Genomic DNA, 23,831 nt, shown 5'->3' on the forward strand with positions numbered 1-23,831 from the left:
GTGTCGTCCTTCGTTTCTGGCTGGCAAGATGGAGGTTGTAGGAACCCTTCGCATCTCGCGTCTCGAATCTCGTCTCTAGCTTCTGAATTCGATCGGCTTGGTGAAGCAGCTCACCGTGCCTTCGTGGCACACCAGGCCGTCGCCTTCGACGACGACCCTGAAGAGCAGGGCATCGTTGTCGCAGTCGGTGGCCATCTCCACCACCCGCAGGCGGTTGCCGCTGGTCTCGCCCTTCATCCAAAGCTTGTTCCGGCTGCGTGACCAGAAGGTGACAAAGCCGCCACGCAGGGTGTGCTGGTAACTCTCCTCATTGAGAAAGCCGAGCATGAGCACCTGGCCGGTGGCGGCGTCCTGGACGATGCCGGCGACGAGGCCGCCGGTCTTGGCAAAATCGATGACGGGGCTCGGGGCGGTGGAGAGAGTGGGCTGGGTCTGCTGGTCTGCCATGGTGTCCTTGCTGGGTATCCTGCGGGAAATCCTGGTGCCGATCCTTGGTTCTATCGTCCTGTGTTCCGGTCCCGGGCTGCTCGCTGCCCTGTCCGTCGTTTCGCTTCTGCTGCGGGGAGGCCCTGTCACCGCGCAGCAAAAAGCCCGCTCGCGGTGTCGCGGCAGCGGGCCTGGTCCATTTCCGGTGAGCTTCGACTACTTCTCTTGACCGGACAGTACCGCCGCCACGCGCGTCGCATGGTGATGGTGGTGCCCGTGATGGTGCAGCCGAACGATCATCTGTTGTAAGGGTAGATGCCCGCCGGGCCGGAAGTCAATCGGCAACGGGGCTGATTTTCTGCAGCAGAGGGCGCCGGTGTGTGCAGAGGGCGCCTTCTCATCCCTATCCGCCAAAGCTTGCAGAGGGCAGCCCGACCTGGAAACGGTGCATAAATAGGACGCCGAGTGGCACCACTGCAATTTCAAGCTCGCGATTCGGCCTCGTGAAGGCCGAATCGCCTGGACTCCCGCGAGGACCTCGCCCAACGCATCTCTTCAACCTGTGCTCGATGCCTCGAGCCAAGGAGATTGAGAATGAGCGACTATCGCGTGCAAGCCGGTGAAGCTTCGGAAGACCAGGTCACCGCAGCCATTGAGAAGTACACCTCGCAGGTCCCTTCGAGCGCGTATCTTGGCCTGGCGATCGCCTCGATCGCAGCCTCGGTGACCCTGCAGATCGTCCAGAAAGAAAAGGCCAACTCCGCCCTCTTCGTCGGCCAATGGGTCGCGCCCTTTCTGCTTCTTGGGATCTACAACAAGATGGTCAAGCAGCATGGCTCCGACGCGAAAGCGCGCTAGGGAACGAATTGGGGCGGCCTGGATCTTCCGGGCCGCCCCAGTTTCCGCACACGACCCCTATTGCTCTTCAGCCGTCCCAATGGCATGGAAGGCACGCTCGCCGTCTTCCACCACCCTCACTTCGCCCGTGCCGATGTTGTAGATCCAGCCGCTGACCGTCAGCTCGCCCAACGCCATCGCGCCTGCGACGGAGGGATGCGTCTTCAGGTGCTGCATCTGCAGCAGCACGTTCTGCTCCGTTAGCTCCGCGATCAACGGCTTGTCGATCCCCTGTTCCACGTCGCGATGGTGCAGCGTTTCGGCGACACTAAGCGCCGCATGAGCATTCTTGAGCCAGTTTGTTACCGCAGGAAGCTTGTCCGAGGCGTCCGGCGCCAACAGCGCCTTCATCGCGCCACAGTCCGAATGCCCGCAGATAACGATGTGGTGCACGCCCAGGCCGGTGACGGCAAACTCTACTACGGCGCTTACGCCGCCAAGCATCTCGCCATAGGCCGGAACCATGTTGCCGATGTTGCGCGTAACGAAGACCTCGCCGGTTGTCGTGCTGGTGATCAGGTTCGGGTCGATGCGCGAGTCCGCGCAGGTGATGAACAGCGTATGGGGCTGCTGCGGCACACTCGCCGCCTGCGCAAACTGCTCGGCGCGTTCGGGATAGATCTCCGTGCGGAATCGGCGCACGCCTTGCTTCAGTTGCTCGAGCGTCTCGTCCATCGCCAGCGTGCCTACTCTTTCCACTTGATGTTGCAGCCGATGCTGCTGATCTGGTTTGGGTCCGGACGCTTGCCTGCAACCACGGCGTCAAGCGCCGTGCGCAGATCCTTGCCAGTCACGGGAATGTCGTTGCCGAAGTCCTTGCGGCGCGGGCGCGAGTCGTCCAGCTGGCCGCGATAGACGAGCTGCAGGTTGGCGTCGAAGAGGAAGAAGTCCGGCGTGCAGGCGGCGTTGTACTCACGCGCAACCTCCTGCGTCTCGTCAAAGAGATACGGAAACTCCCAACCCAGCTGCGAAGCTTGCACTCGCATATGGTCTGGCCCATCCTCGGGATACAGCACGATGTCGTTCGAGGAGATCGCAGCCATCGCGATCGGGCCATCACCCCCCTGGAAGTAGTCCTTGCCGATGCGCGCCAGCTCCTCCTCCACATGCTTGACGTACGGGCAGTGCACGCACACGAACATGAGCAGAAGCCCCTTCTTGCCAGCGAAGATGTCATCGCGGCTCAGCGCCTTGCCGCTGACCACATCGGGCAGCTCAAACGGTGGCGCAACGGTGCCCAGTTCGACCATGGTGGATTCGGTTCTCGACATTCTGGCGGACCTCCGTTTGTCATGATAGCGTTCACGCTTCCTGTCAGTGTGGAGTTTGCATGAACGCCCTTGCATTCCGTGCGCGCGTGGATGTATGAAGGCTGGGCCATGTCAGACAGGTTTACGCCGCACGCCCGGATCGCCACTCTTTTCCTGATGCCATTACTGCTGGTTCCTGCGCTCCGCGCGCAGGCCCCAAAGCCAGAGCCGAGCCCAGGCCGCGAGTCGCTGAACAAGGACCTGAACGCGCTCGCCGCGAAGGAGACCGCCGCGCGTCGCGCGAAGGTCAGCGCCATTTCCACCCGGACTGCGGCGCAGGCCAGGCAACTCCAGGTACGCGCGAGCATGCTCCGCCTGCTCGGCCCGCTGCCAGCACGCACGCCGCTCAACGCCCGGGTCACAGGATCCACGCAACTCGAAGGCTTCCGCGTCGATCGCGTGCTCTACGAGTCGCAGCCGAAGTTTTACGTGACTGCGCTGCTCTACGTTCCGGACCGCCCTAACGGCGCCAATACAGCGACAAAGTTTCCGGCAGTGGTCATGGCTCCCGGGCACTCGCCCGCAGGCAAGGCCGGAGATGTCGCGTTCGCTGAGGCCTTTGCGCGTGCAGGCTTCGTGGTGCTCAGCTGGGATCCGTTCGGCCAGGGCGAGCGCTTGCAGTATCCCGACCCAGAGCACGAGGGCAAGACGCTGGCCAAGGCGCCGACCGGCGAACACGGCGAAGCAGGACTGCAACCGACGCTGATCGGCAACGCCATCGCGCAGTACATGCTGTGGGACGGCATGCGCGCCGTCGACTACCTCACCTCCCTGCCCGAGGTCGATGCGAAACGCATCGGAGCCTTCGGATGCTCGGGCGGCGGTACGGACACAGCGCTGCTCGGCGCTCTCGACACGCGCGTGGCCACCATCGGCGTAGCCTGCTACATCACCAGCTTCGACGCCCTGCTGCCTTCCATCGGCCCGCAGGATGCCGAGCAGTCCATCCCCAACTTCATCGCCAGCGGCCTCGATCTACCCGACTGGGTCGAACTCGCCGCGCCGCGGCCTTACGCCATCATCTCGACCACCGAAGACATGTTCCCGTTCGCTGGAGCGACGACGAGCGAGGCCGAGGCGCGAAAGTTCTACGCCCGCTTCGGCGCCGACAAAAACCTGACTTGGATCAAAGGCCCCGGCCATCATGGCAACCTGCGGCCCATCCTTCCGCAGATCCTCGCATTCTTCACCGCGCACCTGCATCCCGATTCAGCCTATGCGAAGAATCTTCCGCCCATTACCGATCCCTTCACCACGCAGCTTCCCGCGATGAAGTTCACGCCACCCGATCCGAAGCTGACGCAGGTGACGCCGACCGGCCAGGTCGCAACCTCCTACCCGGACGCCGCGACCGTCTTCACGCTGAACAAAGCTCGTGCGGAGAAGATCGTCACGCCGCATCCGAAGGCGCTGGCTGCGCTACAGGGCGAGGTGCGGGCAGTAACGCATGCCAGTGCGATCCCTGGCCGGTGCATGATGAAGACCTTTGACGCGACGTGTGCGGTCAGTGATGGAAATACCTTGCACGTGACAGCGAAGGATCTTCACTACGAAGACCACGGCGATACGGAGACCGACCTCGTCGAACTCACCTTCACCTATCCCGGAGGAAGCAGCTTCCACGCGTTGCTCGCGGATCACGGATCGCCCGAACCGAATGGCCTCCTGCTCCTCACCAACGACTTCGACAAGACTGGTGAGCCCACGCCATCCCTCCGCGAAGAAATCTTGAAGCGCAGCAGGGACGGCATCGTTGTCCTCGCGATGCAACCGCGTCCCTCGCCGCAAGGGGTCGAGGAGTCCAAGGCCGGCGTGCTGGGCGACTTCTACCTCACGGAGCTCCGCGCGGAACTCACAGGCCGCACGATCATCGGCCTGCGCGTCGACGACACCATCGTCGCCACCAACTACCTCGCCACCACGCTGAGCCAGCACGTTAGGCCCCTACATGGACCGCAATTCACCATCAGCGCGGAGGCATCCGGCCACTACAGTCTGGTGCTGCTGCACGCCGCGGTGCTCGACGCGCGGCTCAATCCCGTGCACGTCACAGACGAGCTAGGCAGCTATCGAGCGTTGGTCAACGATCCTCTGCCCAAGGACGCGCCGGAGGATATCCTTCCCGGCGTGCTCAAGCACTACGACCTCGACGATCTGCGCACAGCGCTCGGCGCGCGACTCGGAAAGACCAGCGCACCGTAGCACAAGCGGCGATTGCTAGACTTGAGCTGTGCCCCAGGAATTACAGCTCCACCGTGCCCTCTTCCTCGATCGTGACGGCGTCATCAACCAGGAAGGGGGCTATCTCCACAAAATCGAGGATGTGTTCTGGGTCGACGGCATCTTCACCCTCGCGGCCACGGCCGCGCGCCTCGGATACAAGCTCGTCGTCGTCACCAACCAGGCGGGCATCGGCCGCGGCCTCTACACTGAAGAGCAGTTTCAGACGCTGATGCAGTGGATGCGGGAGCAGTTCCTCGCACAGGGCGTCGCGATCACCGGCGTCTATCACTCGCCCTACCACCCCGAACACGGCCTCGGCCACTACCGCCGCGAGCATGAGGACCGTAAGCCCTCGCCCGGCATGCTGCGTCGCGCCGCTCAGGACCACTCGCTCGACCTCTCGCAATCCGTGATGGTCGGCGACCGCTGCACCGACATCGCCGCAGCCAACGCGGCAGGCGTGCGCCAGGCATTCCTCATCTCCGGAACCGAAGACGCTCCCTGCGGAGGCGACTATATCGCCGTGGACTCGCACGCTGAAGTCGAGCGATGGCTGCTGGCCAACACGCCGCAACAGTAGTCGTCGGGCGTCAGTAGACCTCAGCCGTCGCGAACGGCGAGCCCTTCAGGTCCTTCGCGCTGAGCTCCGGCGGATCTCCGGCGAGCTTTTCGAGCGGCCACTGGATCGCAAGCTGAGGATCATCCCAAAGAATCGACCGCTCGCCCTGAGGATAGTAACCGCGCGTGGTCTTGTAGAGCACCTCGGCGGTCTCCGACAGCACGACGAAGCCGTGCGCGTAGCCTTCGGGGATCCACAGCATCTCCAGCTGTCCAGCTTCATTCAGTGGGCGCAGATCGAAGCCAGCCCAGCGCCCAAACTCCGGCGACTCGCGGCGGACGTCCACAGCCACATCCCAGATATGCCCGGAGATCGCCCGCACCATCTTCCCTTGCGGCTGGCCGAGCTGATAGTGCAGTCCGCGCAGCACGCCGCGCCGCGAGAACGACTGGTTGTCCTGTACAAACGCGCTAGGCAGGCCCGCAGCAGCGAAACGCTCGGCGTTGAACACCTCGGTAAACCATCCACGCTCGTCGCCATGCATGCGCGGCCGGATCAGTTTTACGTCCCGAAGCGCGGTCTCTACGATCTCCATCCTGTCCACCATAACGCATGAGAGACTGACACGAAGCGCCGTGGCGGCGGGCTATATGCGCTAATCGTTCGCCCACGGTTACCTCGGAAGGGCGCCATGCAACGGATGCGCGATGTACTGCGCGAGAGCCTCGGCCTCAGCCTCGACGCGCTCAGCGAGCTGGACCGGCTGGACATGGCATGGACGGTCGCCTGCGGGGCGTCGCTGGCACGCCACGGACAGATCGTGGAGTTGGATGCCGAGCGCGTCGTGCATGTGCGCGTCGACGGCCCTGAGTGGATGCGTGAATTCCTGCAGGTGCGGTCGTCACTGCGCGAGAACCTCGCCCGCATCGCTCGCGTCCCGTTGAACGGGATACACTTCGAAGAGCAGGGCCGCGCAGCCGAACGTGCCCGTCGCCCCGCGCGATAACGATCCCCGAACGGAGTATGCATGCCTGACACCGAGACTGCGGCGAGCCAGACCGCGGGCGTGTCCGAGAAGGACGTCCGCCACGTCGCCAACCTCGCGAACCTGGAGCTCACCGAGCAGGAGGTTCCGCGCATGGTTCGCGACCTGAACTCGATCCTGAGTTACATCGCAGAGCTGAACCAACTCGACACCTCCTCCGTGCCCGCGATGGCGCAGGTGGGCGAGATGCTGGGCCTCACTCCCGATGGCGCCGGCCACACACTACGCCCTGACGTGGTGAAGGACTCCGTGGATCGCGCCGCTGTGATGGCCGCTGCACCCGAGACCGATGGCCGCTTCTTCAAGGTTCCCAAGGTCATCGAGCGCTAGAGCGTTAGCCACGAGACGAAACCCGAGAGATAAGAAACTGATGTCGAACGCACTGAATCTGGAAACCCTGACGCTGGCTGAGGCCCGCGCCGCCGTTGTGGAAGGCCGCACGTCGGCTGCTGCGCTGGCGATGGAGCACTACGAGCGCATCGCTACGGTGGATGCGGACGTCCACAGCTACCTCGCGCTGACGCAAGAGCGCGCTCTGGCTCAGGCGGAGAAGATCGACGCCGCGGTAAAGGCCGGCTCACCGCTGGGGCCGCTCGCCGGTGTGCCCGTCGGCATCAAGGACGTGCTCGCGACGCGTGGCATCGTGACCACCGCGGGCTCGAAGATCCTTGAAGGCTACAAGCCGCCGTACGATGCGACCGTGGTGAAGAAGCTCGAGGCTGCGGGCGCGATCGTGCTGGGTAAGCTGAACTGCGACGAGTTCGCGATGGGCAGCTCCAACGAGAACTCGGCATACGGTCCGGTGAAGAATCCCAAGGCTCCGGGCCGCGTCCCGGGCGGAAGCTCAGGCGGCTCAGCGGCCGCGGTCGCGGCTGGCCTGTGCGTGGCCTCGCTGGGCACGGACACCGGCGGCTCCATCCGTCAGCCCGCAGCCTTCTGCGATGTCGTGGGCGTGCTGCCCACCTACGGCCGCGTCTCGCGCTATGGCCTCATCGCCTTCGCCTCCTCGCTGGACCGCGTGGGGCCATTCACGAAGAACGTCGCCGATGCGGCCACGATGCTCGAAGTGCTTGCGGGACAGGATCCACTGGACGCGACGAGCTCGACGAGTGAGATCAGCGCACCGCAAAGTTATACCGCTGAACTCGCAAAGCCCGTCAGCGGCCTGCGTATCGGCATCCCCGAAGAGTACTTCGGCGAAGGCCTCAACGAGGACATCCGCGCAGCCATTGAGAAGAGCCTTGACGCCCTACGTGCAAAGGGCTGCGAGCTGGTGAAGATCTCCCTGCCGCATACCAAGTACGCTGTGCCGACGTACTACGTGATCGCGACGGCTGAGGCCAGCGCCAACCTCTCGCGCTTCGACGGCGTGCGCTTCGGCCACCGCTCCGCGCACTCCGAGACGCTCTCTGCGATGTACAAAAACTCACGCGAGGAGGGCTTCGGACCCGAGGTGAAGCGCCGCATCCTGCTCGGCACCTATGTGCTGAGCGCGGGCTACTACGATGCGTACTACCGCAAGGCGCAGCAGGTTCGCGCTCTGCTCACCCAGGACTTCCTCGCGGCCTTCAACAAGGTCGATGCCATCGTGTGCCCGGTGACCCCGACGCCACCATTCAAGTTTGGCGAGAAGACCGACGACCCGGTGCAGATGTATCTCGAGGACATCTTCTCGGTCGCCGCGTCGCTGGCCGGTATCTGCGGCATGAGCGTGCCCTGCGGCTATACGCGCGACAATCTTCCTATCGGCGTGCAGGTGCTGGGCAAGCACTTCGACGAAGCCACGATGCTGCGCGTAGGCGCGGCCATCGAAGCTTCTCGCAAGGCAAGCTAGGCGTTTCCGCGAGACGTCGTCGACTTCATCCGGGGCTGCTGCGTCTACCGATGCAGCGGCCTTTTCCGTCACTGTAACGCACCGTGAACGGCAGCGTCGATCCCCAACCATCGTGAGAGCCTTGAACGTATGAAGCACGTCGCACGTCGACTCCTGCTGACCTGCCTGTGTGCGAGCGGCGCTATGAGAGGCAGCGCGCAGACATCGTCGACGCCGACGCCGACGACGCAGGACTCCGTCACGGTCACCGCCGACCGCGGGCTTGCGGGCATCAACGACTCCGCGACCAGCACCGCCACGCTGAGCGCGGAGCAGATGCAGCAGCAGCCTGGCCTCACCCTCGACGACGAGCTGCACCAGGTCGCAGGCTTCATGCTGTATCGCCGCACCAGTTCGTGGACGGCGAACCCGACAACCGAGGGCGTGAGCTTGCGCGGGCTTGGCTCGACCGCAGCGAGCCGCACGCTCGTGGTCAGCGATGAGGTGCCGCTCAACGATCCGTTCGGAGGCTGGATCCACTGGGACGAGATTCCAGCACTCGCCATCTCGCAGGTGCAACTGGAGCGCGGCGGAGCCTCCGACCTCTATGGCTCGAGCGCCATTGGTGGCGTGATCAATGTGCTGCCCGCTCAGGCAGACTCACCGCACAACGAGAGCTTGCTCTTCTCCGCCGATGCCGCAGGCGCTTCGGAAGACTCCGCCAACCAGAACGCTCTGCTCTCTACCGCATCGAAACGCCTCGCGTTTCTCGGTGCAGAGAGCTTCCTCACAACGGGCGGCTACATTCCTACCGCACCTTCGCTGCGAGGGCTGGTGGACATTCCTTCCAACGTAACCAGCGAAGCGGGGCGCATGGAGCTGCGAGGCTTCGCGCTGCAGCAGAAGGCCTCGGCATTCCTGCGCGGCAACGTGCTGAACGAGGCGCGCAGCAACGGGACGCCGCTGCAGACCAACGGCACGCGGCTGTGGCGCTACACCGCAGGGGCGGATGCGGACACCACCGCTGCGCGGCTGGCGCTGCGGTTCTACGGAGCGCGCGAGGCCTACCGGCAGAGCTTCTCGTCCATTGCGACCGATCGTAACTCGGAGACGCTGACCAAGCTGCAGAAGGTGCCGCTCGATCAGCTCGGGCTCGTGGCGCAGGCGGCACGCGCGCTGCCGCATGAGTTCACGGCAGCTGTTGGCTTCGACATCGACGATGTACGCGCGACCGACAACGAGGCGGGTGTATCGAAGGGCGCAGTGACAGGCACTACCAGCACCTCGGCCCGGCAGCGCGAGACGGGCGGCTTCGTCGATGCCATCTGGACACCGCGAGCGTGGTCTCTCTCCGGCTCGGTGCGCGTGGACAACTTCCACACCTACGACGCGCAGCAGGTGGTGTCCACCACCGGCGCGACCGCACAGCTGCCCAACATCAGTGAACTCGTTGCGAGTCCTCGCGTGGGCATTGTCTCCCATCCCCAGTCGGGATCAAAGCCGCATGCGTGGCCGCGTGGACTTGCACTGACGGCGACTGCCTTTCGTGCCTTTCGCGGCCCGACGATGAACGAGCTGTATCGCACCGGCCAGGTGGGCCAGCAGACGACGCTTGCCAACTCTTCCCTGCTGGCCGAGCGTGCGACTGGAGCCGAAGGCGGCATTGAGCTGGACCGCCGTGTGGGCCATCTTCGCGCGACGTACTTCTGGACCGAGGTTAATCGGCCCATCTCGACTGTGGTGCTCTCGCAAACCGCGACAACGCAGACGCTACAGCGGCAGAACCTCGGTCAGATCCAGAGCCGCGGCATGATGATCGAAGCCCAGAGCAAGCGCTGGCGCGGCTTCGACGCGAGCGTTGGCTATCAGCTGGCTGTCGCGACAGTGACGGCGTTCAATACGAGTTCTCCGCTGCAGGCGAACCTCACCGGCAAGTGGATTCCGCAGGTGCCGCGCGAGATGGCGACTGCTACCGCCAACTACACCGCGCCGCACGTTGCGAGCTTCCATGCCATCGCAAGTTACACGGGCCAGGCCTTCGACGACTCGTCGAATCAGTTCCTGCTGCATCCGTATGCGCGCTTCGATGTCTCGGCGGATCGCTCGCTGACGCATGGGCTCAGCCTCTTCGCGGGAGCGCAAAACCTGCTCAATCGATCCATCGATGCAGGCCGCACACCAATCCTCACGCTGGCTTCGCCACGGCTGGTGGAAGGCGGAGTACGCTACACCTTCCGCAGGTAGGACCGTTAGCAATGCGCTGATCCGCGGTCTATCAACCGCAGAGTGCGCCGAAAGTTGCGCGCAACACGATTGGCTTCCTGGCGTTTAGCTATACATACGCGGCGCAGGCCAAGGCGCCGGAAGGAGGCAGCAAATGAAATTCGCAAACGTTGCAAACATCCTCAGGACCAAGGTGGCGCGGGGCGCCGCAGTTGTTGCCCTCGCCGGAGCTACCCTCGCCGTGGCTGCCCCATCCGCCCAGGCTCAGCGCTTCTATGTAGGCATCAACGCCGGCCCTCGCTATGTGGCTCCGGCTCCCGCGTACGTCACTCCGGCATATGGCTATGGATATGCTGCGCCTGAAGTCATCTACGGTGGAGCCGCGTATGGCTATGGCTACTGGGACCGCGGCCACGCGTGGCATCGCGACTACGGTCATGACCGCTTCGATCACCGCGGGTTCGATCGCGATCACCGCGGGTTCGATGGTCACCGTCGCTAAGCCTTAGCTCAGCTCCTTCTGCACTCAACAATCACGAAACAACAACCAACGATGTTCGCAAGGGCCGCTTTCCTCGGGTGGGGAGCGGCCCTGCCGTTTGTATCGGGAGCTACAACGAGCGGAAGTAGGTTTTCTCGGGCTCGGCGCAGGCCAGGCATAGAAGCTCGCCTTCGCGCTCGATGAAGCGGTCGAAGTTCACGCCTTCGCCGCAGCGGGCGCAGAGGACGCGCTGGCCGCGGAAGCCGGGGAACTCGCTGGGCGGCAGAGCGACGCGCACCCATTGCTCGCTGAAGAGGTCGAAGTCAGGTAGCTCGCGATAGGCCTTCATCTGCTGCACGTTCTTGTCGAGCTCGGGGTAGAGCTCCTTCGCGCGGGCCTTGGAGCTTTCCAGCGCGACCACGCGGAGGCCCTTGTAGTCGTCGCCATCGAGCTTGGCATCGAGGTCGATGAAGGTCGCAGCCATCTTGCCCCAGTCGCGGAGTTTGAGAGCGCGTTTGCCGACGCGGCACCCGGTGACGACTCCGATGGCGTCGGTGGCGCAGCGGTCTATCTCCACGAAGGTGACGAGGCGCTTGCGCTCGGGGTTGAGCGTGCCGTCGGGAAGGTGGCGCTCGGTCGGGTTGCGGATGCCCAGGCGGTCGAGCGCGAGCATGGCCATGCGGACGCCAAGGATCTGGCCAGCGCAGAGGTGGCCGTGGGCCTGCTCGGCGCGCTGGAGAAGCTCATCCAGCGTTGGGATGGGGAGGAGCGAGTTCAGAACGGGAATCGGGGCGCTCATCGGAGCCTGCCTTTTCTTTGCGCGTCTCAATCAGAGTCGATGAGATGCCGATAAGGGCGACAGTACAACGCGTTTGAACCACTCCTGATGAGACTGGCCGACGAGGAACTTCCTCGCCGGCCCTTTTTTCGTCTGGAGACTTTGTTACTTGAGCTCGTAGCCGGCGAAGAAGTAGCCGATCTCGAAAGCGGCGGTATCTTCGGCGTCAGAGCCGTGGACGGCGTTTTCGCCGATGGAGCTGGCGAAGAGCTTGCGCAGGGTGCCGGGGTCAGCCTTGGCCGGGTCGGTGGCGCCCATGAGCTTGCGGAAGTCGGCGATGGCGTTGTCCTTCTCCAGCACCATGGGGAAGATGGCGCCGGAGCTCATGAAGGTGGTGAGCTCATCGAAGAAGCCGCGCTCGGAGTGGACGTAGTAGAAGCCCTCGGCCTGGCCCTTGGTGAGGCCGATCTTCTTAATGGCTACGATCTTGAAGCCGGCCTTCTCGATCTCGGCGAGGATGGCGGCGGTGTAGCCCTTCTTGACGGCGTCGGGCTTGATGATGCTAAAGGTGCGTTGAGACACGAAACTCTCCTGGGAAGTGCGGAACTTTGCCTGCATGAAGCGGCTCTTCCAGTCTAAATGGCGGCGCAGACAGGCGAAGAGGAGGGGGTACCCCCCTCCCCCCTTTTTGCGCAAATGTTGATTCGGGGAGAGATAGGTCCGGACCTCGTCCGAAGCTATGCGGGAAGGCGTCGGCGCACAGGGAGGCTCCATTCGCATCGCGGGGATTGGCGCAGGTCCATTCTGTCAAGTGAGGTGGGAAACAGTAGTGGCGGATTAGCCCGGGTCCGAGAATCCGGACCAGGGGCACCCGGAGTTGTGGCGACGCTGAAAGCAGGCTCTCTGACTGCGGCCCTAGTTCGCAGTTGCCTTGCAGGTGAAGCTGGCGGCGGTATTGGGGTCTCCGACGCCGTTGTGGACCGGTAGCTGGGGATAGACGCAGACGGGGCGAGTCATGGTGGGCTTGGGGGCGGTCAGGTCGGCGCTGGTTTTGGTGGCGATGAGTGCGCCGGGGGCGGTGTTGGATTCGACCCACTGTTCGAGCGCGGTGAAGACGTCGTGCTGGGCGTCGCCACGGGGACCATACTCGGCCTGGCCGAAGTAAGTCGCGCCAGGACCTCCGCCGCAGTGGAGCATGCCGGGAACCATGTAGAGGCGGACGGACTGGTCGGCGGCGGGCTGGCCCACGGTGCTGACGACGTTGTTGTAGTAGTCCACGGTGCCGAGGGCGGGGATCGCTGGGTCGGCCCAGCCGTGATAGAGGATGAGCTTGCCGCGGGAGAGGAACGGCTGGATGGCGGTGCTGGTGGAATTGAGGTCGGCACCGGTTTTGGCGGTGGCGAGCTTGTAGTCGCGGTCGAGGTCGAAGCTGGCGAGCTGCCAGTCGGGCTTCTCGTAGACGAAGTCGCGGAAGTAGCCGCCGGCATAGAAGAGGCCCTGCGCCTTGTCGCCGACGACCCAGGTATCCCAGCCGCCGGGAGCATCCTCGGCTCCGGGGACGCTGCCGGGCAGGATGAGGTAGCCGCCGGCGTCTTTCTTGGGGCTGTAGAACCTGCGGAGGACGGCGATCTGGGGCTGTGTGAGGCAGCCATCGGTTTCGCCCGCTTTACAAAGCAGCGTGGAGGGGTCGAAGCCGCAGTGGGCGGGGTCGCTGAGGATGCCGTCCTTGAGGCCGTCGTTGGCGTCGCAGGCGGCGAGCGCGGCGTTGGCTATCAGAGGGAGTTGCGCGGCGGTGATCTGGCTGGCCGGGCTGGCGTGGAGCGCTTGCTCGCCTGCGGCGCCGCCAGAGAGCAGGCCGCTCCAGTTGTAGGCGGGGGCACCGGCGAGGACGCCGTCATAGTCCTGCGGGAAGCGCTCGACCTCCATGAGGGCTTCGCGGCCGCCATCGGAGCAGGCGGTGAAGTAGGAGTGCGCGATGGGCTGGCTGTAGAAGGCGGTGGCGACCTGCTTGGCCTGCACGGTCATGTCGTGCACGGCGCGCCAGCCAAAGTCCTTGACCTTTTCGGGATGGCCGAGCGCGAAGGTGGGCTGGCCGCCGATGTGGCCGGTGTCGGTGCCGACGCTGGCGTAGCCTTCGGCGACCGCGGCTGCGAGGCCGGGGTAGTCGATGTTGCCGGCGAAGCCTCCGTTGCCCTGTCCGCGAAGCTTGCCATTCCAGCCCCCGAGAGGAAGCCAAACCTCGGTGCGGATGTCGGAGTCGGCGGAGGGGCGGTCCTCGACGCGGACGCGGCAGAAGGCGGGGAGATGGTGTGCCATCGCCAGCATGGCCGCAGGGAGCCGGGTGTCCTCGAGGCCTGCTCCGCCGGTGATGACGGTGGCCGTGGCGACGGTCGCGTGGTCGAGCTGGAGCGAGGTGAGGGCGGTGCAGCGGGCGGTGGCGTCAGGCTGGGCATCGTGCTGGGCGAGGGCGGGCATTGCCAGCGCCGGCAACATCGCAGGCAGGAGAACAGCGAACAGGATTCGGTGCATACGGAAGAAGTATATGCAGCCCATGCGAAATGCGGAGCAATTCGCGCGGCGGGCACGTCCAATGTCACATGCGCTGGCAGACGTGGATCTGGGCAGTGGGCGGTGGTGCTTGGCTGGTGGACGCGATGCTGGAGGCTCGGCATGGCCACCGGGTAAACGCGGAGCTGGCGTTCGCGCTGGCGGTGGTGTTCGGGTTGGCGTTTGCGTTCTTTGCGCAGGTGCAGAGACCGAAGGGGTAGGGCTCTTGGCTGCTAGCTCTTAGCTTCTAGCTTCTAGCTTCTAGCTTCTAGCTTGTGATGTTCGGGACTGACGTTCGCGGGGTGGTGGGAGCAAACGCAAAGGGAGCGCGCCGAAGCACGCTCCCCTTTTTTCTACTCTCTACTGTCTGTCCTCTACTGTCTGCTCTTAAGCCTTGCCGAGCAGCCGGGCCATGGCGTCGCCAATCTCTGCCGGCGACTTCACGACGGTGATGCCGGCGGCTTCCATGGCGGCCATCTTGCTGGCGGCGGTGCCTTCACCGCCGGAGATGATGGCTCCGGCGTGGCCCATGCGGCGGCCTGGAGGTGCGGTCTGGCCGGCGATGAAGCCGACGACGGGCTTCTTCACGTGGGCCTTGATGTACTCGGCAGCCGCCTCTTCCGCGGATCCGCCGATCTCGCCGATCATGATGATCGCCTCGGTGCCGGGATCCTCGTTGAGCAGTTTGAGGGCGTCGATATGCGTGGTGCCGATGATGGGATCGCCGCCGATGCCGATGGCTGTCGACTGGCCGATGCCGCGCTGGGTGAGCTGATAGACAGCCTCGTAGGTCAGCGTGCCCGACTTCGACACGATGCCTACCGAGCCTTCCTTGTGGATGCGGCCGGGCATGATGCCGATCTTGGCCTTGCCAGGCGAGATGACGCCCGGGCAGTTGGGGCCGATGAGGGTCGACTTCGACTTCTTGACCAGCGGGAAGGCCTTGACCATGTCCAGCACGGGAATGCCTTCGGTGATGCAGACGATGAGCTCGATGCCCGCATCGACGGCCTCGAGGATGCCGTCGGCGGCGGCGGGTGGCGGGACGAAGATCATCGTCGCATTGGCGCCGGTGGCGTTGACGGCCTCTTCAACGGTGTTGAAGACGGGCCAGCCTTCGTGGGTGGTGCCGCCCTTGCCGGGCGTCACGCCGCCGACCACGAGATCGACGCCGAACTGCTTGGCATATTCCGCGCAGCCCTTGGCGTGAAAGGAACCCTCACGGCCGGTGATGCCCTGCACGATGAGGCGAGTGTCTTTTCCTACGAGTACTGACATAGCTTCTAGCTCCTGCGATTCAAGCTGTTAGCTATTAGCTGTTAGCTATTAGCCTGTTACGTCTTCGCTCACGCCCTGCTTGTCCGACGAGACGACTGCGATGAAAGCGGTCAGCATTCGACCAACTTCGTCGTTCAGCCGAGAGGCCGTCTGAAGCAACTCGGGTGAGCCAATACCCAGTTCTCGAGCGATCACCAGTTGCGTCTTCACTTCGAAGTTCGAACCTTGCGCCATTCCGAGGAACTGTCGAAACTCTTTCCTATTTAGCCTTCCACGTCCTTCGGCGATGTTGCTTGCTACCGATACAGCGGCGCGTTGCAACTGCGAGGACAATCCATACATCTCCTGCTTCGGGAACGAACCGGTCAGCCGATACACCGCGACACTGAGCTGAATCGCCCTCCGCCAAACCTGCAGATCTTCAAGACTTTGTGCCATGCCCTTTTACCTCTCCGCGCGGGCTGGAAACTAAGAGCTAAAAGCTAACGGCTAAGAGCTATCCCCTAGCAGCCGCAACCGCCAAATCCGCCGCTTCCTTCATCGTGGCGCCGATCTGTACCTTGAGGCCGGAGTCGGCGATGATCTGGCGGCCTTCTTCGACGTTGGTTCCTTCGAGGCGGAGGATGATCGGCAGCGTGACATTGAGCTTGCGGGCTGCGGCGACGACCGCGGTGGCGAGCACGTCGACGCGGAGGATGCCGCCGAAGATGTTGATGAAGATGGCCTTCACGTTCTTGTCGCTGAGCAGGATGCCGAAGGCGTTTTCGATCTGCTCCTGGTTGGCTCCGCCGCCTACGTCGAGGAAGTTCGCGGCCTTGCCGCCGGCGTACTCGATGATGTCCATCGTCGCCATGGCAAGGCCGGCGCCGTTGACCATGCAGGCAATCGAGCCATCGAGCTTGATGTAGTTGAGGGCGTACTTGGAGGCTTCGACTTCGAGGGGATCTTCCTCGGAGATGTCGCGGAGCTCCTTGAGGTCCTTGTGGCGAAAGAGAGCGTTGTCGTCGAAGTTGATCTTGCAGTCGAGCGCGAGGAGCTTGCCGTCCTTGGTGGTGATGAACGGGTTGATCTCCATGAGGGTGGAGTCGGTCTCGATGAAGGCCTTGTAGAGGCCCATCATGAACTTCACGGCGTCGCCGATCTGCTCCTTGGCGAGGCCGAGCTTGAACGCCAGCTTGCGGGCCTGGTAGGGCTGGAAGCCGATGCCGGGATCGCAGTACTCCTTGAAGATTTCGTCAGGGGTGGAGTGCGCCACTTCTTCGATGTCCATGCCGCCATGCTGCGAAGCCATGAACACGACCTTGCCGGAAGCGCGGTCGAGGACGAGGCCGAGGTACAGCTCGCGGGCGATGGCCGAGCCCTGCTCGATGAGCAGGCGCTGGACCTTCTGCCCGGCAGGGCCGGTCTGGTGCGTGACCAGCTGCATACCCAGGATGGCCTTGGACTGGACGTTCGCGTCGTCGATGGCCTTCGCGAGCTTGACGCCGCCGCCCTTGCCGCGGCCTCCGGCGTGGATCTGGGCCTTCACGACAACGACGGCATTGCCTTCGGTGAAGAGCTGCTTGGCGGCCTTGTCGGCCTCCTCAAGGTTGGTGGCCATCTCGCCCGAAGGGACGGGCACGCCGTAGTGGCGCAGGATCTCTTTGGCCTGGTATTCGTGAATCTTCATGGGAGCTCCGGAGGATCGTGTGGCACAGGGAATTCCGTGCGTGGCAACGTGAGTATGGTAGCGACGCGCGGAAGCCGTGAGCAAACAGGATCGCACGATTATCGCCGGAAACGTCCTGTCACTGTACCGCAACGTAGCGTGGGAGCGGGGTGCGGTGTCATCCCGGGTCAGTTGCGGGACGTTTGTTAGCCTTGGGGACAGCATGTCGATCCAACAAGAGCTGCGGGCGGTGGTGGAGTTGCGTGCCACGATGACCCGTGATGAAGCAGCGGCGCTAATGCGGCGCATTCTCGCGGGCGAGGCCGGCGAGGTGGAGCTGGCGGGCCTGCTGGGCGCGATGGCGGGACGCGGCGAGACGGCGGCCGAGATCGCGGGATTTGCCGAAACGATGCGATCTGCGGCGACGATGCTTCCACTAACGGCGAGCGAGAGCGAGCAACTTGTCGACACGTGCGGGACGGGCGGCGATGCCAGCGGGAGCTTCAACATCTCGACCGCGGCGGCGCTGGTCGCGGCGGCGGCAGGAGCGAAGGTGGCCAAGCATGGCAACCGGGCGATCACCTCGCGGTCGGGCTCGGCGGACGTGCTGGAGGCGCTGGGGATTCCGATTCATCTGGCGCCGGAGGCGGCGGCAGAGGCGCTGCGGGTGCACGGGTTCTGCTTCCTGCTGGCGCCTTCGCATCATCCTGCCATGAAGGCAGTGATGCCGGTGCGGCGGGCGCTGGGCGTGCGCACGGTGCTGCATGTGCTCGGGCCGCTGCTGAACCCTGCGGGGGCGCGGAGGCAGGTGATGGGCGTGTACCAGGCGCGGCTAGTGCCGCTGGTGGGCGAGGCGCTGGCGATGCTGGGCGCGGAGCATGCCCTGGTGGTGCATGGCGACGGGGACGGGATCAAAGGTCAGGACGAGTTTGCGCTGAGCGGGCCCAGCGAGGTCGCCGAGGTGCGCGGCGGAACGATGAAGACCTATACCGTGACGCCGGAGGACTTTGGCCTGACGCGGGCTCCGCTGGAGGCGCTCGCAGGTGGCGATGCGCAGGAGAATGCGGCGATCCTCACCGCGATCTTTGCGGGCGAGGCCGGGCCGAGGCGGGATACCGTGCTGATGAACGCGGCGGCTGTGCTGCTAACGGCGGGAGTGGCAGAGAGTCTGCGCGAGGGTGTGGGGATCGCAGCGAAGGCGATTGATTCGGGCGCGGTGCGCGAGCTGGTGGCGGCGTTGCGGGCGTGAAACACTCCGCTCGCCTTGGAGCTGTTAGGCTTACGCTCGATCAAGCACGGCCAAGGAGATCGTGATGAATCCAAATGAAGGCTTTACCGCGAAGCTGAACGAAGGCCTCACGAGAGCGGGGATGGGCTCGCTGGGGCCGGAGATGGTGACGACGGCGCTGGAGCTTCCGGGCTACAGGATTGTGCGCAACCTGGGCATCGTGCGAGGCATTGTGGTGCGGTCGCGGTCGGTGTTTGGGTCGATCGGGGCGAGCTTCCAGACGCTGGTGGGCGGGGACATTACGCTGTACAGCGAGCTGTGCGAGAAGACCCGGCAGGACGCCTTCGCACGGATGATCGCGCATGGCGCGGAGCACGGCGCAAACGCCATCATCTGCATGCGCTATGACGCGAATGAGTTGATGCAGGGCGTGACCGAGGTGCTGGCGTATGGGACGGCGGTGGTGGTGGAGAGGATCGAGGGCTAGCTTTTAGCCGTTAGCTCCTAGCTTCTAGCTGAGGACTACGAACTGGCGTGGGGATTCTGACTAGAGTCGCCGAAATGCCCTCGGCGACTGAAGCCGCGTCCATCGGTAGCTTGTTGTCACGGCTGAAGTCCTTCGGGGGTGCTCAGGACGACCTGCCATTCGTGCAGCCTTGTCGGGGCTGAAGCCCGCCCGTTCAAAGCGGGAGCTTATGCAGAGGCTCCTTGGCTTTTGGCTAAGAGCTAGAAGCTAAGAGCTAGAAGCCGAGAGATCCAGGTGCCAGATGCCCGCTGCCTTAGTGCTTGACCGCGAACATGAGCCAGCTGGCGAGGATGAGCCCGCCGACGAAGAGCACGAAGCAAAAGGCTCCGAAGCGGATCATCATCTTCGGCTCCGCGCGCTGGGTGATGCCGAAGACCACCGAGATGCAGAGCGCGAAGAGCGTTGCCGCGCTGAAGTGCGAGAGCATCATGCTAGGAGGCCTTTCTTCCGTTGGCCAGCGAGTACGCATCGACCGCGGCAATGATGTTCAGAAGGCCGGCGATGAGCAGGGCCTTGGAGCCGTAGTCGGCGACGGTGGTGAGCACCGGGGCTGTGCCCCAGCCGGCAACGCGGGCCAGGAGATAGAGCAGGCCGGTGCCGAGCTGCGCGACCGAGCCGAGGATGTCGAGGATGTCGCCGGTGGCAGGGTTGTAGATCTTGCCCGCCAGGGCGAGGCCGATGGCGTACATCGTAACGATGGCGGCGAAGAGCAGCACGCCGCGCACCCACTTGCCGAGGATCATGTGGCCAGCGCCGGGGATGAGCCAACCGGCGAGTAGAACGATGGCGGGGAGGCTCGACTTCTCGCCGGGTACGCGCTGCGCGATCTGGTCGCGCGTCTGGGCCTGCTGAGCGGGTGTGGGCATCGGAGATGATTCTAGCAGCGGAGGAACGTTCTCCGTTCGTCGTTCTCCGTTCTCAGGGCTTGGGGGTGTGGCGCAGTCCGATGCCTGCTCCTGAGACCTGGATTTCGGGTCCAGTTGCCGGGTTTCCAGATGCCAGTTCCCAGACAACGGAGAACGGAGAACGCTCTTCAGATCCGAACGAGTTCGCGCTGGATGGGACCAGTCACCGCGGCCTTGCCGGGCCTGGTGATCATGTTGACTTCGCTGCGGAGGCCGAACTCGCCTACGAAGTAGAGGCCAGGCTCGACGGAGAAGCAGGTGTTGGGCAGGATGAGGCGTTCGTCGTGGGTTTCGAGGTTGTCGAGGTGGGCGCCGTTGCCGTGGAGTTGGACCTCGATGTTGTGGCCGGTGCGATGGGTGAAGAACGGACCGTAGCCGGCGTTGGTAATCACCGCGCGGGCGGCGGCGTCGGCCTGCCAGCCGGCGATGGGTTTGCCGGCGAGGTAGGCATCTTCGATGACCTGAATGGCAGCGTCGCGGGCGGCGGCGACCGTGGTGAAGATGTGCTGCTCGCGCTCGCTGGGCTCGCGATCGACGACGCCGGTCCACGTGATGTCGTACCAGACGGCGTTGGGGTCGTTGGCCATTTTGGCCCAGAGGTCGATGAGGAGGAAGTCGCCGGAATGGATGGTGCGCGAGTGCTCCAGGGTGGGCTCGTAGTGCGAGTCGGCGGAGTTGGGACCGGCGGAGCAATTGGGGCCATGGTCGGTGAAGAGGCCTTCGCGTTCGAAGCCCTCGAGGAGGAAGTTGACGACCTCGCGCTCGGTGATCTCGCGGCGGTCGAGGGAGGCTCCGTGGCCGCGGCGGACGGCCTCTCCGATGCGCTGCCAGGCGGCCTGCAGGACGCGATCGACGCGGACCTGGGCGGCATAGTGTGAGGCGATCTGGTCTTCGGTGAGGACGGCTTCGAAGAGGCTGACGAGGTCAGCAGAGCTGACGACGTCCTTGCCGAAGGAGCGGATCAGTTCGACGGTTCCGGCATCGACCATGGAGACGTACATGATGGCGTTGCGGGGCGAGTACTGCATGGCGATGCGGGTCGCGCCCTCGAGCATGGCGGCGACCTTCTGCTCGAGTTCCTGCCAGCTGGAGTACTCGTCCTTGGAGCCGGGGATGGCGTCGAGCTTGCCGGATTCAATGCGGTGCACGAGGCGTTTCGGTTCGCCCGTGGCTGGGATGAAATAGAACCAGCGGCGCGAGACGAAGCTGTGCTCGTCGAGTCCAAGGATGCGATAGGCGATGGGGTCGCGATGGTGGTGGTCGTAAAACAGCCAGCCGTCGAGTTTCTGGTCGCGTAGAGCGGATTGAATGGCATCGAGCTTCATTCAGTCCAGTATCCTGCAAGGCTGGGTCCTATGGGAACTCCACAGCCGCCTTGCGCGTACACCTGTGCGGGGGTTGAGGTGCGCCGTGACGTGCCCTGCCCGAATGAAGGAGTAGCAGCAGGTGATGTTTCGCAGAGCACGCATCGGGTTGGGCAGTGGGGTGGTGGGAGTTCTTTTCTTGGCAGCGGGCTTGCTGCAAGCGCAGGTGGGTCAGCAGGAGTCGGGGCAGTCCAAGCCCAGCGTGGTTCCGCAGACTCCACCGAAGTCGCAACCGGCAGCCGATGTGAAGGTGCCGCTGCTGGATCACCCGATTTCGCTGGCTGACTTTGCCGGCATGGAGCCGAGGCCGGAGCTAAAGGACAAGCTCGGTCACCTGGTGGGTTTTATCCAGAACCAGCCCACCGATGGCGCGCCGGGGACGGAGTCGACCGAGGTCTACCTGGGGCGGACCAGGGATGCGCTGTACATCGTGTTCCTGTGCTTCGACCAGCATCCGGAGCTGATCCGCACGCACCTGGCGCGGCGGGAAAACATCACGAAGGATGATTACGTGACGGTGGTGCTGGATCCATTCCAGGACCGGCTGCGCGGCGTGGAGTTCCAGGTGAACCCCAGCGGCGTGCAGGCCGACGCGGCGTGGACCGAGGCGAATGGCGCGGACTACAGCTACGACCAGGTGTGGGATTCGGACGGCCGTATTACGCGCAAGGGATGGATGGCGCTGATGGTGCTCCCGTTCAAGAGCCTGCGCTTCCCTCCTCGTGGCGGGGACTGGGGCGCGGTGTTCTGGCGCAACCTTCCTCGCAACAGCGAGAACGACTTCTGGCCGCGGGTGTCGGCCAATGTGAGCGGCGAACTGAGCCAGGAAGGCACGCTGCACATGGATGGGCTCGATGGGATCACGGGGTCGCACAATGTGCAGCTGAACCCGTATGCGCTGGGACAGAGCGAGCACACGCTGCAGACGGTGGACCCGAACGATCCGTACTTCTCTACGCGGCACCTGGAGGGCACGGCGGGCGGCGAGGCCAAGGCGGTGATCAAGGACTCGATCGTGATCGACGCGACGGTGAACCCGGATTTCTCCGACGTGGAGAGCGACCAGCCTCAGTTCACCGTCAACCAGCGCTACCCGGTGTACTTTCCGGAGCTGCGGCCGTTCTTCCTGGAGAATGCGAGCTACTTCGCCACGCCGCTGACGCTGCTGTATACGCGCAACATCATCCGGCCGGAGTTTGGAGCGCGGGTGACGGGCAAGCTGGGACACACGAATGTCGGGATCCTCGCGGTCGATGACCGCGAACCCGGCGCGACGGTGCAGCCGGGCGATCCGCTGTATGGCAAGAAGGCGCAGTTTTACGTGGGCCGCGTGAGCCAGGACATTGGCAAAGGGGCGAGCAAGGGATCGAACGTGGGACTGATGTACACGGACGAGGAGTTTGGCGGCGGGTTCAATCGCGTGGGCGGCGCGGACTTTACCTGGCACATGAACACCCACTGGACGGTGCTCGGGCAGATGGTGGAGAGTGCGACGAAGGAGAACCGCACGGACAGCATGGCGGCGGTGTTCCCTTCCGGCTACAACGCGGGGCCAGCGAGCGACCTGCAGGTGCAACGCAGCGGCCACTCGTTCAGCCTGTTCGATGAGTACCAGGATGTCAGCCGCGGATTTACGACGCTGAGCGGCTTCTTCCAAACGGCGAATATCCGCAGCGACCATCTGCACGCGACGTACCAGTGGTTTCCGAAGCACAGCGTGATCCAGAGCTATGGGCTGGAGACAAACCAGAACATAGCGTATGACCATGCGGGCAATCGCGTGTATCACTACTCGACGTTCGATCCATTCTGGCTGCTGCCGCGCAATATTGTGATCGCACCAATCGGGGGACAGAACTCGGATACGGTAGGACCGGAGAATGGCTACCCCGCGCTTCCGGGGCCGCATAACTTTACGGAGAACTTTGGTGGATTTGTGGCGCGCGGCCAGCCCTGGCCGCAGCTGAACTTCAATACGCAGGCGCTGCGCAGCGGCAACGTGAACTACAACCCTCTGGACGGACAGGCTCCTTTTCTGCTGAACGAGGAGTCGGTGCAGGCGTTGATCAGCATCAACCCGCTGAAGCAGCTGACGGATGACAACACGTACCTGCTGGATCGCGACCACAATGCGCACGGGGGCCAGCTGGTGTATGAGACGCAGACCTTCCGCACCAAGCTAAACTACCAGTTCACGCGGGCATGGTCGGCACGCGTGATTGTGGAGTATGACTCGACGCTGGCGAACCCGCTGATGACCTCGCTGCAACGCACGAAGCAGGTGCAGACGCAGGCGCTGGTCACGTGGCTGCCGCATCCTGGTACCGTGCTGTACCTGGGCTGGAATAACAACCTGGATAACTACGATCACCAGATCTGCACGATGGTTGCGGGCAGCCAGATGTGCAACCCGAGTATGCCGATCCTGCCGCGTGGCAAGAACTATCTGAACGATGGGCGGCAGCTATTTGTGAAGGCGAGTTACCTGATCCGGTTCTGATCTGGAAGCGTGTTGCGAGCAGAAACTGATGCGGTATTTCCCTATTCCCTGTTAGGTTGGTGGAACATAAAACTCCTCGG

At 63.9% G+C, this 23,831-nt stretch carries 25 protein-coding genes; 12 read left to right on the forward strand and 13 right to left on the reverse strand.

Going from position 1 to position 23,831, the window contains the following annotated elements; all coding sequences use genetic code 11:
- Positions 1-75 precede the first annotated feature (75 nt).
- The gene (gene hisI, locus AC5E6W_RS09665) at positions 76-447 is read right to left on the reverse strand and encodes a phosphoribosyl-AMP cyclohydrolase (RefSeq protein ID WP_491752082.1); all 372 of its coding nucleotides are present in this window, start codon (positions 445-447) and stop codon (positions 76-78) included.
- 573 nt (positions 448-1,020) lie between these two features.
- On the opposite strand from hisI, the gene AC5E6W_RS09670 reads away from it, so the two are divergent.
- Entirely contained in the window at positions 1,021-1,284 is a 264-nt protein-coding gene (locus AC5E6W_RS09670) for a hypothetical protein (protein ID WP_491752083.1), read from the forward strand.
- A 57-nt stretch (positions 1,285-1,341) separates the two neighbouring features.
- Here AC5E6W_RS09670 and AC5E6W_RS09675 read toward each other — a convergent pair whose 3' ends face one another.
- Positions 1,342-1,998 (reverse strand): carbonic anhydrase, encoded by a 657-nt coding sequence (locus AC5E6W_RS09675; RefSeq protein WP_491752084.1) that lies wholly within the window; start codon positions 1,996-1,998, stop codon positions 1,342-1,344.
- Positions 1,999-2,009: 11 nt separating this feature from the next.
- Positions 2,010-2,594, reverse strand: a complete 585-nt coding sequence (locus AC5E6W_RS09680; RefSeq protein WP_491752085.1) for a thioredoxin family protein — start codon at positions 2,592-2,594, stop codon at positions 2,010-2,012.
- 108 nt (positions 2,595-2,702) lie between these two features.
- Between AC5E6W_RS09680 and AC5E6W_RS09685 the strand changes: the two genes are divergently transcribed.
- On the forward strand, positions 2,703-4,835 hold the full coding sequence (locus AC5E6W_RS09685; protein ID WP_491752086.1) for an alpha/beta hydrolase family protein: 2,133 nt from the start codon (positions 2,703-2,705) through the stop codon (positions 4,833-4,835).
- Between the two features lie 28 nt (positions 4,836-4,863).
- On the forward strand, positions 4,864-5,436 hold the full coding sequence (locus AC5E6W_RS09690) for a D-glycero-alpha-D-manno-heptose-1,7-bisphosphate 7-phosphatase (RefSeq protein ID WP_491752087.1): 573 nt from the start codon (positions 4,864-4,866) through the stop codon (positions 5,434-5,436).
- A gap of 10 nt (positions 5,437-5,446) precedes the next feature.
- Here the strand turns inward: AC5E6W_RS09690 and rfbC are convergent, their stop codons facing one another.
- Positions 5,447-6,010 carry a dTDP-4-dehydrorhamnose 3,5-epimerase gene (rfbC, locus tag AC5E6W_RS09695; protein WP_491752088.1) on the reverse strand — a complete coding sequence of 188 codons (564 nt, stop codon included), beginning with the start codon at positions 6,008-6,010 and terminating at the stop codon, positions 5,447-5,449.
- Between the two features lie 96 nt (positions 6,011-6,106).
- Between rfbC and AC5E6W_RS09700 the strand changes: the two genes are divergently transcribed.
- The 5 genes from AC5E6W_RS09700 to AC5E6W_RS09720 all read left to right on the forward strand — a co-directional run bounded on the left by AC5E6W_RS09700 (position 6,107) and on the right by AC5E6W_RS09720 (position 10,998).
- A complete protein-coding gene (locus AC5E6W_RS09700; RefSeq protein WP_491752089.1) occupies positions 6,107-6,421 on the forward strand; it encodes a DUF721 domain-containing protein in 315 nt (104 codons plus the stop codon).
- A 21-nt stretch (positions 6,422-6,442) separates the two neighbouring features.
- Positions 6,443-6,790 carry an Asp-tRNA(Asn)/Glu-tRNA(Gln) amidotransferase subunit GatC gene (gene gatC, locus AC5E6W_RS09705; RefSeq protein WP_491752090.1) on the forward strand — a complete coding sequence of 116 codons (348 nt, stop codon included), beginning with the start codon at positions 6,443-6,445 and terminating at the stop codon, positions 6,788-6,790.
- A gap of 40 nt (positions 6,791-6,830) precedes the next feature.
- Positions 6,831-8,294 carry an Asp-tRNA(Asn)/Glu-tRNA(Gln) amidotransferase subunit GatA gene (gatA, locus tag AC5E6W_RS09710; protein ID WP_491752091.1) on the forward strand — a complete coding sequence of 488 codons (1,464 nt, stop codon included), beginning with the start codon at positions 6,831-6,833 and terminating at the stop codon, positions 8,292-8,294.
- A gap of 183 nt (positions 8,295-8,477) precedes the next feature.
- Entirely contained in the window at positions 8,478-10,517 is a 2,040-nt protein-coding gene (locus AC5E6W_RS09715; RefSeq protein ID WP_491752092.1) for a TonB-dependent receptor, read from the forward strand.
- Between the two features lie 133 nt (positions 10,518-10,650).
- Positions 10,651-10,998: a hypothetical protein gene (locus AC5E6W_RS09720; RefSeq protein WP_491752093.1), complete on the forward strand. Its 348-nt coding sequence runs from the start codon at positions 10,651-10,653 to the stop codon at positions 10,996-10,998.
- A 109-nt stretch (positions 10,999-11,107) separates the two neighbouring features.
- Here the strand turns inward: AC5E6W_RS09720 and AC5E6W_RS09725 are convergent, their stop codons facing one another.
- From AC5E6W_RS09725 to AC5E6W_RS09735, 3 genes are all read right to left on the reverse strand, one after another.
- Positions 11,108-11,776, reverse strand: a complete 669-nt coding sequence (locus AC5E6W_RS09725; protein ID WP_491752094.1) for an FmdE family protein — start codon at positions 11,774-11,776, stop codon at positions 11,108-11,110.
- Between the two features lie 144 nt (positions 11,777-11,920).
- Positions 11,921-12,337, reverse strand: coding sequence for a nucleoside-diphosphate kinase (gene ndk, locus AC5E6W_RS09730; RefSeq protein WP_491752095.1), 417 nt, complete (start codon positions 12,335-12,337; stop codon positions 11,921-11,923).
- 333 nt (positions 12,338-12,670) lie between these two features.
- The gene (locus tag AC5E6W_RS09735) at positions 12,671-14,284 is read right to left on the reverse strand and encodes a tannase/feruloyl esterase family alpha/beta hydrolase (protein ID WP_491752096.1); all 1,614 of its coding nucleotides are present in this window, start codon (positions 14,282-14,284) and stop codon (positions 12,671-12,673) included.
- 68 nt (positions 14,285-14,352) lie between these two features.
- Between AC5E6W_RS09735 and AC5E6W_RS09740 the strand changes: the two genes are divergently transcribed.
- The gene (locus AC5E6W_RS09740) at positions 14,353-14,523 is read left to right on the forward strand and encodes a hypothetical protein (protein WP_491752097.1); all 171 of its coding nucleotides are present in this window, start codon (positions 14,353-14,355) and stop codon (positions 14,521-14,523) included.
- Positions 14,524-14,689: 166 nt separating this feature from the next.
- On the opposite strand, the gene sucD is transcribed toward AC5E6W_RS09740, so the two are convergent.
- Genes sucD through sucC form a run of 3 tightly spaced genes read right to left on the reverse strand, consistent with a single transcriptional unit; the run spans position 14,690 to position 17,249 of the window.
- Entirely contained in the window at positions 14,690-15,580 is an 891-nt protein-coding gene (sucD, locus tag AC5E6W_RS09745) for a succinate--CoA ligase subunit alpha (RefSeq protein WP_491752098.1), read from the reverse strand.
- A gap of 48 nt (positions 15,581-15,628) precedes the next feature.
- The gene (locus tag AC5E6W_RS09750; RefSeq protein ID WP_491752099.1) at positions 15,629-16,018 is read right to left on the reverse strand and encodes a four helix bundle protein; all 390 of its coding nucleotides are present in this window, start codon (positions 16,016-16,018) and stop codon (positions 15,629-15,631) included.
- 58 nt (positions 16,019-16,076) lie between these two features.
- Complete coding sequence (sucC, locus tag AC5E6W_RS09755; protein ID WP_491752100.1) at positions 16,077-17,249, reverse strand: ADP-forming succinate--CoA ligase subunit beta; 1,173 nt, start codon at positions 17,247-17,249, stop codon at positions 16,077-16,079.
- A gap of 202 nt (positions 17,250-17,451) precedes the next feature.
- Here sucC and trpD point away from each other — a divergent pair, with 202 nt between their 5' ends.
- Complete coding sequence (gene trpD / locus AC5E6W_RS09760; protein ID WP_491752101.1) at positions 17,452-18,477, forward strand: anthranilate phosphoribosyltransferase; 1,026 nt, start codon at positions 17,452-17,454, stop codon at positions 18,475-18,477.
- Positions 18,478-18,541: 64 nt separating this feature from the next.
- A complete protein-coding gene (locus AC5E6W_RS09765) occupies positions 18,542-18,943 on the forward strand; it encodes a YbjQ family protein (protein WP_491752102.1) in 402 nt (133 codons plus the stop codon).
- Between the two features lie 292 nt (positions 18,944-19,235).
- Here the strand turns inward: AC5E6W_RS09765 and AC5E6W_RS09770 are convergent, their stop codons facing one another.
- The 3 genes from AC5E6W_RS09770 to AC5E6W_RS09780 all read right to left on the reverse strand — a co-directional run bounded on the left by AC5E6W_RS09770 (position 19,236) and on the right by AC5E6W_RS09780 (position 21,212).
- Entirely contained in the window at positions 19,236-19,412 is a 177-nt protein-coding gene (locus AC5E6W_RS09770) for a hypothetical protein (protein WP_491752166.1), read from the reverse strand.
- A 1-nt stretch (position 19,413) separates the two neighbouring features.
- Positions 19,414-19,848: a DUF6677 family protein gene (locus AC5E6W_RS09775; RefSeq protein ID WP_491752103.1), complete on the reverse strand. Its 435-nt coding sequence runs from the start codon at positions 19,846-19,848 to the stop codon at positions 19,414-19,416.
- A 167-nt stretch (positions 19,849-20,015) separates the two neighbouring features.
- Positions 20,016-21,212, reverse strand: coding sequence for a M24 family metallopeptidase (locus AC5E6W_RS09780; protein ID WP_491752104.1), 1,197 nt, complete (start codon positions 21,210-21,212; stop codon positions 20,016-20,018).
- A 124-nt stretch (positions 21,213-21,336) separates the two neighbouring features.
- Here AC5E6W_RS09780 and AC5E6W_RS09785 point away from each other — a divergent pair, with 124 nt between their 5' ends.
- Complete coding sequence (locus tag AC5E6W_RS09785; RefSeq protein ID WP_491752105.1) at positions 21,337-23,751, forward strand: carbohydrate binding family 9 domain-containing protein; 2,415 nt, start codon at positions 21,337-21,339, stop codon at positions 23,749-23,751.
- Positions 23,752-23,831: the final 80 nt, after the last annotated feature.

The sequence above is a fragment of the Bryocella sp. genome, from assembly GCF_058498515.1.

Excerpts from the sequence above, each read along its gene's own strand:
- gatA (WP_491752091.1), top strand. The coding sequence starts at position 6,831 with ATGTCGAACGCACTGAATCTGGAAACCCTGACGCTGGCTGAGGCCCGC.
- AC5E6W_RS09715 (WP_491752092.1), top strand. The coding sequence starts at position 8,478 with ATGAGAGGCAGCGCGCAGACATCGTCGACGCCGACGCCGACGACGCAG.
- AC5E6W_RS09680 (WP_491752085.1), bottom strand. The coding sequence starts at position 2,594 with ATGTCGAGAACCGAATCCACCATGGTCGAACTGGGCACCGTTGCGCCA.
- AC5E6W_RS09770 (WP_491752166.1), bottom strand. The coding sequence starts at position 19,412 with ATGATGCTCTCGCACTTCAGCGCGGCAACGCTCTTCGCGCTCTGCATC.
- sucC (WP_491752100.1), bottom strand. The coding sequence starts at position 17,249 with ATGAAGATTCACGAATACCAGGCCAAAGAGATCCTGCGCCACTACGGC.
- AC5E6W_RS09675 (WP_491752084.1), bottom strand. The coding sequence starts at position 1,998 with ATGGACGAGACGCTCGAGCAACTGAAGCAAGGCGTGCGCCGATTCCGC.
- AC5E6W_RS09735 (WP_491752096.1), bottom strand. The coding sequence starts at position 14,284 with ATGCACCGAATCCTGTTCGCTGTTCTCCTGCCTGCGATGTTGCCGGCG.
- rfbC (WP_491752088.1), bottom strand. The coding sequence starts at position 6,010 with ATGGAGATCGTAGAGACCGCGCTTCGGGACGTAAAACTGATCCGGCCG.
- AC5E6W_RS09700 (WP_491752089.1), top strand. The coding sequence starts at position 6,107 with ATGCAACGGATGCGCGATGTACTGCGCGAGAGCCTCGGCCTCAGCCTC.
- gatC (WP_491752090.1), top strand. The coding sequence starts at position 6,443 with ATGCCTGACACCGAGACTGCGGCGAGCCAGACCGCGGGCGTGTCCGAG.
- AC5E6W_RS09670 (WP_491752083.1), top strand. The coding sequence starts at position 1,021 with ATGAGCGACTATCGCGTGCAAGCCGGTGAAGCTTCGGAAGACCAGGTC.
- AC5E6W_RS09765 (WP_491752102.1), top strand. The coding sequence starts at position 18,542 with ATGAATCCAAATGAAGGCTTTACCGCGAAGCTGAACGAAGGCCTCACG.
- AC5E6W_RS09720 (WP_491752093.1), top strand. The coding sequence starts at position 10,651 with ATGAAATTCGCAAACGTTGCAAACATCCTCAGGACCAAGGTGGCGCGG.
- AC5E6W_RS09685 (WP_491752086.1), top strand. The coding sequence starts at position 2,703 with ATGTCAGACAGGTTTACGCCGCACGCCCGGATCGCCACTCTTTTCCTG.
- trpD (WP_491752101.1), top strand. The coding sequence starts at position 17,452 with ATGTCGATCCAACAAGAGCTGCGGGCGGTGGTGGAGTTGCGTGCCACG.
- AC5E6W_RS09740 (WP_491752097.1), top strand. The coding sequence starts at position 14,353 with ATGCGCTGGCAGACGTGGATCTGGGCAGTGGGCGGTGGTGCTTGGCTG.
- AC5E6W_RS09750 (WP_491752099.1), bottom strand. The coding sequence starts at position 16,018 with ATGGCACAAAGTCTTGAAGATCTGCAGGTTTGGCGGAGGGCGATTCAG.
- AC5E6W_RS09725 (WP_491752094.1), bottom strand. The coding sequence starts at position 11,776 with ATGAGCGCCCCGATTCCCGTTCTGAACTCGCTCCTCCCCATCCCAACG.
- AC5E6W_RS09780 (WP_491752104.1), bottom strand. The coding sequence starts at position 21,212 with ATGAAGCTCGATGCCATTCAATCCGCTCTACGCGACCAGAAACTCGAC.
- sucD (WP_491752098.1), bottom strand. The coding sequence starts at position 15,580 with ATGTCAGTACTCGTAGGAAAAGACACTCGCCTCATCGTGCAGGGCATC.
- hisI (WP_491752082.1), bottom strand. The coding sequence starts at position 447 with ATGGCAGACCAGCAGACCCAGCCCACTCTCTCCACCGCCCCGAGCCCC.
- AC5E6W_RS09775 (WP_491752103.1), bottom strand. The coding sequence starts at position 19,848 with ATGCCCACACCCGCTCAGCAGGCCCAGACGCGCGACCAGATCGCGCAG.
- AC5E6W_RS09785 (WP_491752105.1), top strand. The coding sequence starts at position 21,337 with ATGTTTCGCAGAGCACGCATCGGGTTGGGCAGTGGGGTGGTGGGAGTT.